Genomic DNA, 14,911 nt, shown 5'->3' on the forward strand with positions numbered 1-14,911 from the left:
CCGCGAGAGGTCCGGGGCTTCGTCGTACGCGCCCTGGGACGACAGGCCCTAGGAGGTCACTTCTTGCGGCCGCGCTTCTCGCGGACCCGGACCGAGATGTGGATCGGGGTGCCCTCGAAGCCGAACTCCTCACGCAGCCGGCGCTCGACGAAGCGACGGTAGCCGTGCTCCAGGAAGCCGGAGGCGAAGAGAACGAACCGCGGCGGCTTGACGCCCGCCTGCGTGCCGAACAGGATGCGGGGCTGCTTGCCGCCGCGGACCGGGTGCGGGTGCGAGGCGACGATCTCACCGAGGAAGGCGTTCAGCCGGCCGGTGGGAATGCGGGTCTCCCAGCCGGCGATGGCGGTCTCGATCGCCGGAACCAGACGCTCCATGTGGCGGCCGGTGACGGCCGAGACATTGACGCGAGGAGCCCAGGCGACCTGGGCGAGCTCGGTCTCGATGTCCCGCTCCAGGTAGTAGCGGCGCTCCTCGTCGAGGGTGTCCCACTTGTTGAAGGCGAGCACGATCGCGCGGCCCGCCTCCACGGCCATGGTGACGATCCGCTGGTCCTGGACGCTGATGGACTCGCTCGCGTCGATCAGGATGACGGCGACCTCGGCCTTCTCCACGGCCGCCGCGGTACGCAGCGAGGCGTAGTAGTCCGCGCCCTCCTGGAGGTGCACCTTGCGGCGGATACCGGCCGTGTCGATGAACTTCCAGGTGATGCCGCCGAGCTCGATCAGCTCGTCGACCGGGTCACGAGTGGTCCCCGCCAGGGCGTTGACCACGACACGTTCCTCGTTGGCGACCTTGTTCAGGAGCGAGGACTTGCCGACGTTCGGGCGGCCGATCAGCGCGATGCGGCGCGGGCCGCCGAGGGCGGTGCCGAAGGTCTGCGCGGGGGCCTCGGGAAGCGCCTCAAGCACGGCGTCGAGCATGTCGCCGGTGCCGCGGCCGTGCAGCGAGGAGACCGGGTGCGGCTGGCCGAGACCGAGGGACCAGAGCGCGGTGGCGTCCGCCTCGCCGCTCTGTCCGTCGACCTTGTTGGCGCACAGCACGACGGGCTTCTTGGCCTTGCGCAGCAGCCGGACGACGGCCTCGTCGGTGTCGGTCGCTCCGACCGTCGCGTCGACGACGAAGACGACGGCGTCGGCCGTCGAGATCGCGTACTCGGCCTGGGCGGCGACGGCGGCGTCGAGCCCCAGCACGTCCTGCTCCCAGCCGCCGGTGTCGACGAGCTTGAAACGGCGTCCGGCCCATTCGGCCTCGTAGGTGACGCGGTCACGGGTGACACCCGGCTTGTCCTGCACGACGGCCTCGCGGCGGCCGAGGATGCGGTTCACCAGGGTCGACTTGCCGACGTTCGGGCGGCCGACGACGGCGAGGACGGGAAGCGGTCCGTGACCGGCCTCACCGATCGCGCCCTCGACCTCCTCGGGGTCGAAGCCCTCCTGCGCGGCAAGCTCCATGAACTCCGCGTACTCGGCATCGCCAAGTGCTCCGTGCTCGTGGTCCGAGCCGTCGGAGTGAATCTGGTCGTTCATGAAGTCCGTTCCTCTTTGCATCATCATCGATGGGCCGCAGTCGGCGCGGCCCACTACTCAAGTCTTACCTAGCGCCCGGTGAGGCGCCTGGCGTTTTCCAGGTGCGCGGTCAGCCGGCCCTGGATCCGTACGGTCGCCTCGTCGAGCGCCTTACGGGTCCGGCGTCCGCTGCCGTCACCCGCCTGGAAGGCGTCGCCGAAGACGACATCGACCCGGCTGCGCAGCGGAGGCAAGGCCGATATCAACCGTCCCCGGCGCTCCGTGCTTCCCAGAACGGCCACCGGGACGATCGGCGCCCCGCCGCGTACCGCGAAGTACGCGAGCCCGGCGCGCAGGGAGGCGAAGTCGCCCTCGCCCCTCGTTCCCTCGGGGAAGATCCCGAGAACCCCGCCGTTCTCCAGCACGCCGAGCGCGTGGGTGATGGCGGTGCGGTCGACGGTCGCACGGTCCACTTTCAGCTGACCGATTCCGCGCAGGAACGGGTCGAGCGGGCCGACGAACGCCTCCTTCTTGATCAGGAAGTGGACGGGCCGGGGCGCGGTGCCCATCAGCATCGGTCCGTCGATGTTGTGAGCATGGTTCACCGCGAGTATGACGGGTCCGGCGGCGGGGACCCGCCACGCGCCGAGTACACGGGGCTTGAACAGCCCGTACATCAGCCCGATGCCGATCCCTCGCCCGACGGCCGCTCCACGCAGTGTGGGCGCCCCCGTGGCTTCGGTCACTTCGCGGCCCGCTTCTCCTCGACGAGGGTGACGACGCACTCGATGACCTGCTGAAGGGTCAGCTCGGTGGTGTCCACCTCGCACGCGTCGTCCGCCTTGGCCAGCGGCGAGGTCTTGCGGCCGGAGTCGGCCGCGTCGCGCTTGATCAGCGCCTCCTTGGTGGCGGCGAGATCCGAGCCCTTCACCTCGCCGCTGCGGCGGGCGGCGCGCGCCTCGGGCGAGGCGGTCAGGAAGATCTTGAGGTCGGCGTCCGGCAGGACGGTGGTGCCGATGTCACGGCCCTCGACCACGATGCCCCGCTCCGCTTCCGCGGCGATCGTCCGCTGCAGCTCGGTGATCCGGCTGCGCACCTCGGGGACCGCGCTGACGGCGCTGACCTTGGAGGTGACCTCCTGGGTACGGATCGGGCCCGCGGCGTCCTCGCCGTCGACGGTGATCGTGGGCGCGGCCGGGTCGGTGCCGGAGACGATGACCGGCTTGTCGGCGGCCGTCGCGACCTCCGCCGCGTCCCGTACGTCGATGCCGTTGTTCAGCATCCACCAGGTGATCGCCCGGTACTGGGCGCCGGTGTCCAGGTAGCTGAGCCCGAGCTGGGCGGCGACGGCCTTGGACGTGCTCGACTTGCCGGTGCCGGAGGGCCCGTCGATGGCGACGATCACCGCGGTCGGGGCGGCGGCTGCTGCGGTTTCCACGGTGGTGGACACCTTCCTGGTACACGGGGTGGGCGGACTCCGCCATCCAGGCGGCCTCCCCCAAGGTTACCGAGTGCCGGGCGGGCCCTTGTACCCCGTGCTGCCCCGGCCGCTCACTGCCGTACCGACCAGCCCCTGTCCTTCAGCGCCGCGCCGAGCGCCGGGGCCGCACCCGGTTCGACCATCAGCTGTACCAGGCCCGCCTGCTGGCCGGTGGCGTGCTCGATGCGGACGTCCTCGATATTGACCCCGGCCCGTCCGGCGTCGGCGAAGATCCCGGCCAGTTCGCCCGGCCGGTCACTGATGAGGACGGCCACGATCTCGTACGAGGCGGGGGCCGCCCCGTGCTTGCCCGGCACCCGGACCCGGCCCGCGTTGCCGCGGCGCAGCACGTCCTCGATGCCTTCGGTGCCCGCCCGGCGCTTGTCCTCGTCACCGGACTGGAGACCGCGCAGGGCCCGGACCGTCTCGCCCAGGTCGTCGGCGACCCCGGCCAGCACGTCGGCGACCGGGCCCGGGTTGGCGGAGAGGATCTCCACCCACATCCGGGGGTCGGAGGCCGCGATCCTGGTCACGTCCCTGATCCCCTGCCCGCAGAGGCGTACGGCCGTCTCGTCGGCCTCCTCCAGGCGGGCGGCGACCATGGACGAGATCAGCTGCGGGGTGTGGGAGACCAGGGCGACGGCCCGGTCGTGGGCGTCCGCGTCCATGACGACCGGCACGGCGCGGCAGAGCGCGACCAGCTCCAGGGCCAGGTTGAGCACCTCGGTGTCGGTGTCCCTGGTCGGGGTGAGGACCCACGGGCGGCCCTCGAACAGGTCCCCGGTGGCCGCGAGAGGGCCCGAGCGCTCCTTGCCGGCCATGGGGTGCGTACCGATGTACGGCGTGAGGTCGACGCCGAGTGCTTCCAGTTCGCGGCGCGGGCCGCCCTTGACGCTCGCGACGTCGAGGTAGCCGCGGGCCACGCCCTCGCGCATCGCGGTGGCCAGCACGGAGGCGGTGTGGGCGGGCGGCACGGCGATGATCGCCAGGTCCACGCGGCCCTCCGGGGCCTCGTCGGTACCGGCGCCGAGCGACGCCGCGGTGCGGGCCGACGACGGGTCCTGGTCGACGAGGTGGACGTGGACGCCGCGCCCGGCGAGGGCGAGCGCTGCGGATGTGCCGACGAGGCCGGTACCGATGACGACGGCTGTTCTCACTGGGCGATGTCCTTGCGGAGGGCGCCGGTGGCGCCGAGGTAGACGTGGCTGATGCCGGCCTTGGAGAGACCGGTCTCCACATGGGCGAGGATACGGACCACGCGGGGCATGGCCCCGTCGATGTCGAGCTCCTGCGCGCAGATCAGCGGTACGTCGACGATTCCGAGGCTGCGGGCCGCGGCAGCCGGGAAGTCGCTGTGCAGATCCGGGGTGGCGGTGAACCAGACGCTGATCAGGTCGTCCGGGACGAGGCTGTTGCGCTCCAGGATGGCGGTGAGCAGGGCGCCGACCCGCTCGTCCATGTGTCCGGCCTCGTCCAGTTCCAGCTGGACGGCTCCGCGGACCGCTCGTACCGCCACGTCATACCCCTCGCTTCTTCTCCGGCGCACTGATGTACGCCTGTGCATTTCAGCGTAGAGGGGCGGCGGGGCAGGTGGTCACGCTGCTCTGTCCGTGAGACGGGGCGGTGGCCGGATCGTGCGGGAGGACACACCCGCCAGGTTGCTTCGCCATTCCGGTCGGTGGCACCACGATCGTCGCCACAGGGAGTCCCCACACGAGGAGAGACATGAACGCACGGCGAAGGACAGTCCTGACCGCGGGAGCGGCGGGCGCGGCGGCACTGGTGACGGGCTGCGGATCGTCCGGGGACGGCGGCGGCGAGGAGAGCGGCACCCCGTCCGCCACGGCCTCGGAGAGCGGCCCCGCCACGACACCGAGCGCCTCGGCGTCCGGGACGCCGGCCCCCGGGGGCGAGGAGCTCGCCAAGACCTCCGACATCCCGGTCGGCGGCGGCACGATCTTCAAGGAGCAGAAGGTGGTGGTGACCCAGCCGGAGGCCGGCGAGTTCAAGGCGTTCTCCGCGATCTGTACGCATGCCGGGTGCACGGTCTCGACGGTCGCCGACGGCACGATCAACTGCCCGTGCCACGGCAGCAAGTACAGCATCGTGAACGCCGCCGTCGAGGCGGGACCCGCGCCGCGTCCGCTGCCCGCCGAGCAGATCACCGTCTCCGGAGAGAGCATCCGGCTCACGTAAATCGCTGGCGCCTGCCGCCCCCGTCGCACGTACCCTCTCGGGCATGATCACCCCCGAAGCCGAGGTTCTCGTCCGCGACCACACGATCTACTCGTGTGTCATGGGGTCCCGCGCCTTCGGACTCGCGACGACCGGCAGCGACACGGACCGGCGGGGTGTCTTCGTGGCCCCCACCCCGCTGTTCTGGCGCTTCGAGAAGCCGCCGACCCATGTCGACGGGCCGTCGGACGAGCAGTTCTCCTGGGAGCTCGAACGCTTCTGCGAGCTCGCGCTACGAGCCAATCCCAATGTGCTGGAGTGCCTGCACTCACCGCTCGTGGAACGGATCGACGCCACCGGCCGGGAGCTCCTCGACCTGCGCGGGGCCTTCCTGTCCCGGCTCGCGCACCAGAGTTTCGCCGGTTACGCCCTGGGTCAGCGCCGAAAGCTGGACGCCGACGTACGGCTGTACGGGGCACCCCGCTGGAAGCACGCCATGCACCTGCTGCGCCTGCTGACGAGCAGCCGGGACCTGCTGCGTACGGGCCGGCTGACGATCGAGGTCGGCGAGGCCCGTGACGAGCTGCTCGCGGTCCGGCGGGGCGAGGTCGCGTGGGCCGAGGTGGAGCGCCGGATGTGCCGCCTGGCCGAGGAGAACGCCGAGGCGGCACTCACCACGCCCCTGCCACCCACCCCGGACCGGGCCCGGGTGGAGGACTTCCTGATCCGGACCCGCCGCGCGTCGGCGTCCTCCGCCTGAGCGGTGGTGGGTCGGGCGGGGCGGGTGCCCGGGTCGTCCATCTGCCCGGTGGTGGGTCGGGCGGAGCCCCTCCGGAGTGTCTCCTCGGGACGGGCGCGGCACCCGGGTACGGAGCGAACGAACCCGGCTCCTACGCCCGCCCCTGCGGGGACCCTCCTGCACGGCCCCACCCGCGTATCGCGTTCACCTGCACCCCGGTGGCACGGCCCGCAGGGACCCTCCGGCACCGATCCCGTCTCGGCTCGCCCGGTGGCACGGCCCGCAGCGACCCACCGGCAGGTCCGGGGCCGTGCAGGAGGGTCCCCGCAGGGTGACGAACAGATACCCGGGTACGCATCCGTTCCCGCCGAACGTTCGTTGCCCGAGGAGACACTCCGGAGGGGCCCCGGACCACCCCGAACCGGCACCACGGACCGCGGCACCACCACCCAGCCCGTCCGGCGCTTGAGGACAAAGACCCGAGCCGAAGACGCCGCAAAGGATCACGCGTCCCAGAGCGCCCCCAGCGACAGCAGATCGCTGCGGTACTCGATCCTCTCCGACCACTCCTTCGGCCACACCCCCGCCCCCAGGTGCGCCCCCGACAACGCCCCCGTCAGACAGGCCAGCGAGTCGGAGTCACCCCGCGTGCAGGCCGCCCTGCGCAGGGCTGTCAGCGGTTCCTCGGGGAAGAGCAGGAAGCAGTGCAGGGCCGTGGCGAGGGCCTCCTCCGCGATCCACCCGTCGCCGGTCGTCTCGCACGGGTCCGTCTCGGGCGACGGATCGCGCAAGGCGTCCTGGACCTTCGCCAGAGCGGTCAGGCACTCGTCCCAGCCGCGCCCGATGTACGCCTCGGGCGAGGCGTCGCCCGCGTACCGCCACAGGTCGCCCAGCCAGCGCGTCAGATAGCGGCCACTGTTCTCGTACGCGTAGCTGCGCAGCTGCCCGACGAGGCCCAGCGGTTCCGCACCCTGGGCCAGCAGGAACACCGCGCGGGCCATCAGGTCGGAGGCGGCCAGCGCCGTGGGGTGGCCGTGGGTCAGCGCGGCCTGGAGCTGGGCGGCGCCGGCGCGCTGCTCCTCGCTGAGCCCCGGTACGAGGCCCACCGGCGCGACGCGCATGTTCGCTCCGCAGCCCTTGGAGCGGGTCTGGCTCGCCTCCTGCCAGGGCCGGTCGCTGTCGAGCAGGCGGCACGCCTGGAGGCAGGTGTTGCCGGGGGCCCGGTTGTTGTCCGGGTCGTGGTACCAGCTGACGAACTCCTCACGCGTCGGCCCGGTCAGTCCCCGGGGGGTCAGCGGCCCGCTGTCCATCGCGGTACGGATCGCCCGTCCGAGGGCGAGCGTCATCTGAGTGTCGTCGGTGACGAACGCCGGCTTCGGAAGCGCCATCTGCCGCCACGGCCCGCACTTCGCGAGGATGGACGGCACATCGTTGAACTCGGTCGGGAAGCCCAGCGCGTCGCCGAGCGCGAGCCCCGTCAGGGCCCCCGTGGCGGCCTGTTTGGTCATCGTCCTCGTCACGATCATTCGGTTCGTCCTTCCGGGCGCAGGAGTGGAGGGTGCAGGGCGGCAGCGGTACCCGCCCGGTACAGCGCGGCCGGTTTCCCCCGTCCGCCGGTGCGGCGCGGCGGTCCCTCCACGGCCTCGACGAAGCCGGGTGTGGCAAGGACCTTGCGCCGGAAGTTGGGGCGGTCGAGCTCGACGCCCCAGACCGTCTCGTAGACCTGCCGGAGCTCGCCGAGCGTGAACTCGGCGGGGCAGAAGGCGGTGGCCAGGCAGGTGTATTCGAGCTTGGAGCCGATCCGGTCGTACGCGTCGGCGAGGATGCGCTCGTGGTCGAACGCGAGGCCGTCCACGTCCCGCGCGTCCCACCACTGGGCGCTGACCGCGTCCCCGCCGCCGCGCGGTTCGGGCAGGTCGGGCAGGAGCGCGGCGTACGCGACGGAGACGACGCGCATCCTGGGGTCGCGGTCCGGTTCGGTGTACGTGCGGAGCTGTTCGAGGTGGAGCCCGCCGACGGTGTCCTGGGCGAGGCCGGTCTCCTCGGCGAGTTCGCGGCGGGCGGCCTGCTCCGCGGATTCCCTCGGCAGGACGAAGCCGCCGGGCAGGGCCCAGGCGCCCTTGTACGGCTCGCCGCCGCGTTCCACGAGCAGGACGTGGAGCCGCGCCTCGCGGACCGTGAAGACGGCGAGGTCGACGGTGACCGCGAAGGGGACGAACGCATGGGGGTCGTAGCCCTCGGGGGCGGTGCTCATCGATGCTCCGGGAGCGGTGCGGCGAAGTCCCAGCCCGTGGCGAGCAGGGCGTCCACGGCGGCGACCGCCGTCTTGAGACGTTCGGAATGGGAGCCGGTGAGTTCGATGAACTCGCGTCCGGTCCGGGTGAGTTCGGCGCGGAACCGGTCCGTCATCCAGGGGCGCAGTTCCTCGCCGTCGCGCAGGCCGTCGTCCTCGAAGGCGACCCCCTCGTGGTCGGTGAGCAGCCAGAGGTGGTGGGTGACCAGGTCGGCGGTCCGCTCGACGAGCGGGTTGCGTCCGCCGACGTACCGCTCGTGCCAGACGGTGGTGGCGAAGGAATCCGTGTCGCAGAAGAGGACCGGGGAGCCGGTTCCGGCTGCCGCGTCCTCCCGGTCGTTCTGGGTTCGGGCGATCAACGGGAAGTCGTCCGTGGTGAAGACGACGTCCTCCCACTGCGCGCCCGGCTCCAGACGGCGCAGGGCGGCCAGCTTCTGTTCGCTGAACTCCCGTCCGTACTCGTCGACACAGCCGGTCCGCGCCCAGACTCCCCCGCGTCGGCGGTAGTGCTCGGCGAGGGCGCGCGCCATGGTCGTGGTGCCGGTGGATTCGGCACCGAGGACGACGATCCGGCGGGCGAGCGCGGCCCGTACGGGCGGTTCGAGGTAGTCCCAGCAGCCGGCCGGGTCCTTGCGGACCGCCGTGCCGGAGACCGGGAACACGGTGCGCTCGGGGTCGACAGAGACGGACTCGGCGCCGAAGCGGCGGGCCAGCTCGTCCCCGTACGACTCCGAGGTGAAGACGGCGTCGACCCGTTCCGGGACGGCTTCGGTGAACACGGCCATGTGGGCGTCCCAGACGGCCGGGTCGTTGAGGTCCATGTGGGTGTCGTCGACGGCTCCCACCACGGTCACCTCGGGGTGCACCTCCCGCATCCAGGCGACCCGGTCGGCGAGGGGGACGGACTCCACCGAGGCGGCACAGACCAGGACGGTCAGCCGTTCGCAGCGGTCCTGGGCGGTGCGGACGAGGTGGTGGTGGCCGGCGTGGGGCGGGTAGAACTTGCCGAGCACCAGGCCGTGTTCGTAGCCCTTCATGCCGGAACCCCCGTCAGACGGCGCTGTGCAGGCGTCAGTTCGCGGCTCCAGCTGCGCAGACCGATCAGGCAGAGCGTGAGGAAGCCCACATACAGGAGCGAGGTGAGGTAGAGCTCCTTGTACGCGTACAGCGGGATGTAGACCACGTCGGCGGCGATCCACAGCCACCAGGACTCGACCCGCTTCCGGCACTGTCCGTACGTCGCCATGAGCGAGAGCGATGTCGTCAGCGCGTCCCAGAACGGCACCGTCGAGTCGGTGACGCGGGAGAGCAGAACGGTCAGGGCGAGTGTCCCCACCGCCCCCGCCGTGAGCAGCCAGGCCCATTCGGTGCGGGTGGTGCCGCGCACCGGAAGGACGGACGTACCGGGTCCACCCCCGTGGGTCCAGGTCCACCAGCCGTACGCGGCGAGGGCGATGAAGACGATCTGGAGGCCGGCGTCGGCGTACAGGCCGGCCTGGGTGAACAGCAGGATGAAGAACAGGTTGTTGGCGATCCCGATCGGCCAGTTGGCGAGGTGCTGGCGAGCCACGAGCCAGACGCAGAGCGCTCCACTGCCGAAGCCCAGGACCTCGGTCCAGCTGACCGGCGTACCGAGGAACGTCACCAGGGGTTGCTGCAGGGGATCGAGAACATCTGCGAGACTCACGCCCGCCTCCTTAATGGTCACTCTGACTATAAAGGCGGAACGGCGACAGCAAAAGGCCCGCGGCCGATTTCCTGTTCGAAAAGGAACAGGAGCCGGACGCGGGCCCTTCGAGGGGGTGCGGTTACAGACCGACCTCGCGCATCAGCATGCCCACCTCGGTGTTGGTGAGCCGACGCAGCCAGCCGGACTTCTGGTCGCCCAGCGGGATCGGCCCGAAGGACGTGCGCACGAGCCGCTCGACCGGGTAGCCGGCCTCGGCCAGCATCCGGCGGACGATGTGCTTGCGGCCCTCGTGGAGGGTCACCTCGACCAGGTAGTTCTTTCCGGTGTTCTCGACGACCCGGAAGTGGTCGGCACGGGCGTACCCGTCCTCCAGCTGGATGCCGTCCTTGAGCCGCTTGCCGAGGTCGCGGGGAAGCGGGCCCTGGATGGCGGCCAGGTAGGTCTTCTTCACGCCGTACTTGGGGTGCGTCAGACGGTGGGCCAGCTCGCCGTGGTTGGTGAGCAGGATGATGCCCTCGGTCTCGGTGTCGAGCCGGCCGACGTGGAACAGCCGCGTCTCGCGGTTGTTGACGTAGTCACCGAGGTTCTGGCGGCCGTCCGGGTCACCCATGGTGGAGACGACTCCGGCCGGCTTGTTCAGCGCGAAGAACAGGTGCGACTGGGTCGCGACGGTCAGGCCGTCGACCTTGATCTCGTCCTTCTGCGGGTCGACGCGCCTGCCCTGCTCCAGGACGATCTCGCCGTTGACCTCGACCCTGGCCTGCTCGATGAGCTCCTCGCACGCACGGCGCGAACCCATGCCGGCGCGGGCGAGGATCTTCTGCAGGCGCTCGCCCTCCTGCTCGGCACCCGGGTGCGTCTTGGGCGTGCGGATCTCGGGCTTCTCCGCGTAACGGTCCCGGTTGCGCTGCTCGATCTTGGCGTCGAGCTCACGCGGGCGGGACGGGGCGCCCACACGGCGTCCGCCCTTGCTCACATGCTGTGCGGCCCTCGGGCCGCCCTTGGCTCCGCCGCGTGCCGCCTCGCCGCGCCCCTTGCGGGTGCCGCCGTCGCCGCCCGGCCTGTCGTTGCCCACGTCGTAGCGGCGCTCCTCGGGACGGGGCCTGCGGGGACGCTGCTCCTCCTGCTTGTCGTCGCGCCCGCCACCGGCCTTCGGCTGGGAGCCGCGTCCGGCACCCCGGTTGTCCCGGTTGCCGCCGCTCTTGCCGCTGCCGCTGCCGCTTCCGCTGTTCCTGCCACTGCTTCGCATCAAAATTCCGTCTTGTCGTCTGCGTGAGTATCCGGGGTGTCCGGTGCGTCCGGATCGAACGACGGCACACCCTCTAGCGTCTCAGCCTCGATCGCGTCCGCCTCCGGGAGGAAGGGCGCGAGCTCCGGGAGCTCGTCCAGGCCTCGCAGGCCCATACGCTCCAGAAAGTAGTTCGTCGTCCTGTACAGGATCGCACCTGTTTCGGGTTCCGCGCCCGCCTCGGCCACCAGGCCCCTCTGCAGGAGGGTCCGCATCACCCCGTCGCAGTTGACTCCGCGCACCGCGGAGACCCTGGACCGGCTCACCGGCTGGCGGTAGGCGACGACGGCGAGCGTCTCCAGCGCCGCCTGCGTGAGGCGGGCGTGCTGGCCGTCCAGGACGAAGCCCTCGACGGCCTCGGCGTACTCCGGGCGGGTATAGAAACGCCAGCCGCCCGCGACGAGCCGCAGATCGAATCCACGCCGCTGCACGGTGTACTCGTCGGCCAGTTCCCGCAGGGCGTCCGCGACGGCCCTGCGGGGGCGCTGGAGCACCTTGGCGAGGTGCTCCTCGGTGGCGGGCTCGTCGACGACCATGAGGACCGCCTCCAGGGCGGGCTTGAGGTCGAGGCCGGCGACGGTGGCCGCCCGCTCCTCCTCGTGGCTCTGCTCGCTCATGCCTCTACGTCCTTTGCTGCGTGCGTCTCGTGCGCCTCGTTGAACTCCTGGTCGAACTCGTCCGTCACGGTGGGAGCCGCGTCCTCACCGCCGGACCAGCGCACGACGAGCTCGCCGAGCGCCTCCTCCTGGTCGAGGGTGACGGCCTTCTCCCGGTACAGCTCCAGCAGCGCGAGGAAGCGGGCGACGACGGTGAGGGTGTCCGGTGCGTCCTCGGTGAGGGCCCGGAAGTTCAGCTCGCCCGCCTCGCGCAGCCGCACCACCACGATCTCGGCCTGCTCCCGCACGCTGACCAGCGGTGCGTGGATGTGGTCGATGTACACCTGCGGCTCGGCCCTGGGCTGCATCGCCTTCACGGCCAGCCTGGCGAAGCCCTCGGGTCCGATGCTGATGACGACCTCGGGCAGCAGCTCCGCGTGGTGCGGTTCGAGACCGACGGTACGGGGGTAGCGGCGGGCCTCGGCCTCCAGCCTGGTCCGGAAGATCTCGGCGATCTGTTTGTACGCGCGGTACTGCAGCAGCCGCGCGAAGAGCAGGTCCCGCGCCTCCAGGAGGGCGAGGTCCGCCTCGTCCTCCACCTCGGCGGCGGGGAGCAGCCGGGCGGCCTTCAGGTCCAGCAGCGTCGCGGCGACCACGAGGAACTCGGTGGTCTGGTCGAGGTCCCAGTCCGGTCCCATGGCGCGGATGTACGCCATGAACTCGTCGGTGACCTTGGACAGGGCGACCTCGGTCACATCGAGCTTGTGCTTGGAGATCAGCTGGAGCAGGAGGTCGAAGGGGCCCTCGAAGTTCGCCAGCCGCACGGTGAACCGCTTGTCGTCGTCCTCGCCGGTCCCGGCAGGAGCCGTTTCGCGCGGCGCCTCGGGTACGGGGACCTCGGCAGGTGTCTCGCCCGGGACGGGAGTCTCCGCCCCGGTGGAGGGTTCCGGTGCCTCGGGAGCGGGGTCAGCGGGCCCGGGAAGGGGCTGGACGGGTGACGCGGCGCCGGCCTCCCCCGGTGGCCCCGAAGCCTCCTCCGGTGGCCCCCAGGGCTCCTCCGGTGGCCCGGAAGGCGCCGGGGCCGGTGCGGGCCGGGCGCCCGGCCCGCGGCCGAGGGTACGGCGGGGCGGGCGGGCGGCGTCGTCGGTCGTCGGCATCGCGGTCCAGGGGTGCGGCGGGGAGCGGGCGGGCGGTGGCCCGTACCCGAGGGCCGGGCCACCCGGTCGGCGGCCCTCCCGGGCAGGCTACCGGCGCCGTTCCGGTCAGCGGCCGCGCAGTCGCCGTACGAGGATGCTCGCGTCGCCCCGGGACTCCAGGTCGGCGAGGACCACCGCGACGGCCTCGCGGACGATGCGCCCGCGGTCGACCGCGAGCCCGTGCTCGCCGCGCAGGACCAGCCGGGCGTGTTCGAGGTCCATCAGTTCCTCGGCCGACACATAGACCGTGATCTTCTCGTCGTGGCGCTCCCGGCCGCTGGGCCTGCGGTTCGCGCCACGTCCGCCACCACGCCTGCGCTGTTGCTGGACGGCGGGGACGGGTTCCTGCGCGGACGACGGCCGGGACCCTGCGCCGGACGCACCCGCCGCCGCGGCACGGTCGGTCTCGCCGCCGCGGCTGCGCGGCTCGCTCCCGTCGGCGTCGGCCGCCGAGTGCTCCTCACGGGACGGGGCGGCCGAACCGCTCCCCGCTCCTGCCGGTCCCCCGCTCTGTGCCGGCGCGTCCGTCCGGGAGTCGCTCTCCCCGGCCGGCGCCGGCACGCGTGCCTCGCCGTTCGCCTTGCGTCGCCGTTCCGCGGGTGACGACGCCTGGAGGCCCATCCCCCCGGTCGTACGGAACAGTTCGTCGGCCCCCGGAAGACTCACTCGGCGTGACACCGGGCGAGCACCTCCCTGGCGAGCTGACGGTAGGCGGCGGCACCGACCGAGTTGGAGGCGTACGTGGTGATGGGCTCGCCGGCGACCGTGGTCTCCGGGAAGCGCACCGTGCGTCCGATGACCGTGTGGTAGACGTGCTCGTCGAACGCCTCGACGACACGCGCGAGCACCTCACGGCTGTGCACGGTGCGGGAGTCGTACATGGTGGCGAGGATGCCGTCGAGCTCCAGCTCCGGGTTGAGCCGCTCCTGGACCTTCTCGATGGTCTCGGTGAGCAGGGCCACGCCTCGCAGTGCGAAGAACTCGCACTCGAGCGGCACTATCACCTTGTGAGCCGCCGTCAGGGCGTTCACGGTGAGCAGACCCAGCGAGGGCTGACAGTCGATCACGATGTAGTCGTAGTCGGCCATCAGCGGCTTGAGAGCGCGCTGCAGGGTGGACTCGCGGGCGACCTCGCTGACCAGCTGCACTTCCGCGGCCGAGAGGTCGATGTTGCTCGGGAGCAGGTCCATGTTGGGCACTGCGGTCTTCAGCAGGACCTCGTCGGCCGACATGCCCCGCTCCATGAGCAGGTTGTAGACGGTGAGGTCGAGCTCCATCGGGTTGACCCCGAGACCGACGGAGAGGGCACCCTGCGGGTCGAAGTCGACGAGCAGGACGCGCCGTCCGTACTCCGCGAGCGCTGCACCCAGGTTGATGGTCGACGTGGTCTTGCCGACGCCGCCCTTCTGGTTGCACATCGCGATGATCTTCGCGGGGCCGTGGTCGGTCAGCGGGCCCGGGATCGGGAAGTACGGCAGCGGGCGGCCCGTCGGACCGATCCGCTCGCGGCGCTGGCGCGCGGCGTCGGGTGCGAGCGTGGCCGCGTACTCCGGATCGGGCTCGTACTCGGCATCGGGGTCGTAGAAGTGCCCCTCGGGCACCTCGGCGAAGTCGGCGAAGTGGTCGGACTTGCGACCACTCTCGTTGCCGGCCGTGGCGTTCACGTGTAGGCCGTCCATCATCTGGGGGGCTGTCGTCATGTGCTGGTGAGTGGCGAAGGTGCGGACAGCGACGGAGCCGACAGCTTCGAGCCCGATCGGGCTCAGACCCCGTGCGGGCATCCCTGGTTGACCACCCCCAGGAGTAAATGTCGACTCATTCACAAGTCGTCTTACCTCCTTGGACGTGACCAGGAAACTTATCGATAGGTCAGCGTGGCACCATGCCGACGATTGGCGACTCTATGGCGTGTCACCGGTCCGCAGCAACACAATCCGCCGGACCCGGCC

Annotated in this window: 16 protein-coding genes; 2 read left to right on the forward strand and 14 right to left on the reverse strand. The window is 71.4% G+C overall.

Annotated elements, in window-relative coordinates; genetic code table 11:
* Positions 1-56: 56 nt before the first annotated feature.
* From der to aroH, 5 genes are all read right to left on the reverse strand, one after another.
* Complete coding sequence (der, locus tag OG230_RS07525; protein WP_328909349.1) at positions 57-1,526, reverse strand: ribosome biogenesis GTPase Der; 1,470 nt, start codon at positions 1,524-1,526, stop codon at positions 57-59.
* Positions 1,527-1,594: 68 nt separating this feature from the next.
* Entirely contained in the window at positions 1,595-2,251 is a 657-nt protein-coding gene (locus OG230_RS07530; RefSeq protein WP_328909350.1) for a lysophospholipid acyltransferase family protein, read from the reverse strand.
* Positions 2,248-2,955: a (d)CMP kinase gene (cmk, locus tag OG230_RS07535; RefSeq protein ID WP_328909351.1), complete on the reverse strand. Its 708-nt coding sequence runs from the start codon at positions 2,953-2,955 to the stop codon at positions 2,248-2,250. The genes OG230_RS07530 and cmk overlap by 4 nt, the downstream gene beginning before the upstream one ends.
* Positions 2,956-3,056: 101 nt before the next feature.
* Positions 3,057-4,142 (reverse strand): prephenate dehydrogenase, encoded by a 1,086-nt coding sequence (locus tag OG230_RS07540; RefSeq protein ID WP_328909352.1) that lies wholly within the window; start codon positions 4,140-4,142, stop codon positions 3,057-3,059.
* A complete protein-coding gene (gene aroH, locus OG230_RS07545; RefSeq protein WP_328909353.1) occupies positions 4,139-4,501 on the reverse strand; it encodes a chorismate mutase in 363 nt (120 codons plus the stop codon). The genes OG230_RS07540 and aroH overlap by 4 nt, the downstream gene beginning before the upstream one ends.
* A gap of 209 nt (positions 4,502-4,710) precedes the next feature.
* Here aroH and OG230_RS07550 point away from each other — a divergent pair, with 209 nt between their 5' ends.
* Both OG230_RS07550 and OG230_RS07555 read left to right on the forward strand, forming a co-directional pair.
* A complete protein-coding gene (locus tag OG230_RS07550) occupies positions 4,711-5,181 on the forward strand; it encodes a Rieske (2Fe-2S) protein (protein ID WP_328909354.1) in 471 nt (156 codons plus the stop codon).
* 43 nt (positions 5,182-5,224) lie between these two features.
* On the forward strand, positions 5,225-5,920 hold the full coding sequence (locus OG230_RS07555; protein ID WP_328909355.1) for a nucleotidyltransferase domain-containing protein: 696 nt from the start codon (positions 5,225-5,227) through the stop codon (positions 5,918-5,920).
* 482 nt (positions 5,921-6,402) lie between these two features.
* On the opposite strand, the gene OG230_RS07560 is transcribed toward OG230_RS07555, so the two are convergent.
* From OG230_RS07560 to OG230_RS07600, 9 genes are all read right to left on the reverse strand, one after another.
* On the reverse strand, positions 6,403-7,425 hold the full coding sequence (locus OG230_RS07560) for an ADP-ribosylglycohydrolase family protein (RefSeq protein ID WP_328909356.1): 1,023 nt from the start codon (positions 7,423-7,425) through the stop codon (positions 6,403-6,405).
* Entirely contained in the window at positions 7,422-8,153 is a 732-nt protein-coding gene (locus tag OG230_RS07565; RefSeq protein WP_328909357.1) for an NUDIX hydrolase, read from the reverse strand. The genes OG230_RS07560 and OG230_RS07565 overlap by 4 nt, the downstream gene beginning before the upstream one ends.
* Positions 8,150-9,229, reverse strand: a complete 1,080-nt coding sequence (locus tag OG230_RS07570) for an AAA family ATPase (RefSeq protein ID WP_328909358.1) — start codon at positions 9,227-9,229, stop codon at positions 8,150-8,152. The genes OG230_RS07565 and OG230_RS07570 overlap by 4 nt, the downstream gene beginning before the upstream one ends.
* Entirely contained in the window at positions 9,226-9,879 is a 654-nt protein-coding gene (pnuC, locus tag OG230_RS07575; protein WP_328909359.1) for a nicotinamide riboside transporter PnuC, read from the reverse strand. Before pnuC ends, OG230_RS07570 begins: the two co-directional genes overlap by 4 nt.
* A gap of 121 nt (positions 9,880-10,000) precedes the next feature.
* Positions 10,001-11,131 carry a pseudouridine synthase gene (locus OG230_RS07580; RefSeq protein ID WP_328909360.1) on the reverse strand — a complete coding sequence of 377 codons (1,131 nt, stop codon included), beginning with the start codon at positions 11,129-11,131 and terminating at the stop codon, positions 10,001-10,003.
* A complete protein-coding gene (scpB, locus tag OG230_RS07585; RefSeq protein WP_328909361.1) occupies positions 11,131-11,787 on the reverse strand; it encodes an SMC-Scp complex subunit ScpB in 657 nt (218 codons plus the stop codon). Before scpB ends, OG230_RS07580 begins: the two co-directional genes overlap by 1 nt.
* Positions 11,784-12,923: a segregation and condensation protein A gene (locus OG230_RS07590; RefSeq protein WP_328909362.1), complete on the reverse strand. Its 1,140-nt coding sequence runs from the start codon at positions 12,921-12,923 to the stop codon at positions 11,784-11,786. Before OG230_RS07590 ends, scpB begins: the two co-directional genes overlap by 4 nt.
* A 105-nt stretch (positions 12,924-13,028) precedes the next feature.
* Positions 13,029-13,628 (reverse strand): hypothetical protein, encoded by a 600-nt coding sequence (locus tag OG230_RS07595; protein WP_328911334.1) that lies wholly within the window; start codon positions 13,626-13,628, stop codon positions 13,029-13,031.
* The gene (locus OG230_RS07600; protein WP_185301645.1) at positions 13,625-14,743 is read right to left on the reverse strand and encodes a ParA family protein; all 1,119 of its coding nucleotides are present in this window, start codon (positions 14,741-14,743) and stop codon (positions 13,625-13,627) included. The genes OG230_RS07595 and OG230_RS07600 overlap by 4 nt, the downstream gene beginning before the upstream one ends.
* Between the last annotated feature and the right edge of the window lie 168 nt (positions 14,744-14,911).

The organism is Streptomyces sp. NBC_00234 (assembly GCF_036195325.1).
Lineage (GTDB): Bacteria > Actinomycetota > Actinomycetes > Streptomycetales > Streptomycetaceae > Streptomyces.

Excerpts from the sequence above, each read along its gene's own strand:
- der (WP_328909349.1), bottom strand. The coding sequence starts at position 1,526 with ATGAACGACCAGATTCACTCCGACGGCTCGGACCACGAGCACGGAGCA.
- OG230_RS07550 (WP_328909354.1), top strand. The coding sequence starts at position 4,711 with ATGAACGCACGGCGAAGGACAGTCCTGACCGCGGGAGCGGCGGGCGCG.
- OG230_RS07555 (WP_328909355.1), top strand. The coding sequence starts at position 5,225 with ATGATCACCCCCGAAGCCGAGGTTCTCGTCCGCGACCACACGATCTAC.
- OG230_RS07560 (WP_328909356.1), bottom strand. The coding sequence starts at position 7,425 with ATGATCGTGACGAGGACGATGACCAAACAGGCCGCCACGGGGGCCCTG.
- OG230_RS07565 (WP_328909357.1), bottom strand. The coding sequence starts at position 8,153 with ATGAGCACCGCCCCCGAGGGCTACGACCCCCATGCGTTCGTCCCCTTC.
- OG230_RS07570 (WP_328909358.1), bottom strand. The coding sequence starts at position 9,229 with ATGAAGGGCTACGAACACGGCCTGGTGCTCGGCAAGTTCTACCCGCCC.
- OG230_RS07580 (WP_328909360.1), bottom strand. The coding sequence starts at position 11,131 with ATGCGAAGCAGTGGCAGGAACAGCGGAAGCGGCAGCGGCAGCGGCAAG.
- scpB (WP_328909361.1), bottom strand. The coding sequence starts at position 11,787 with ATGAGCGAGCAGAGCCACGAGGAGGAGCGGGCGGCCACCGTCGCCGGC.
- OG230_RS07590 (WP_328909362.1), bottom strand. The coding sequence starts at position 12,923 with ATGCCGACGACCGACGACGCCGCCCGCCCGCCCCGCCGTACCCTCGGC.
- OG230_RS07600 (WP_185301645.1), bottom strand. The coding sequence starts at position 14,743 with ATGCCCGCACGGGGTCTGAGCCCGATCGGGCTCGAAGCTGTCGGCTCC.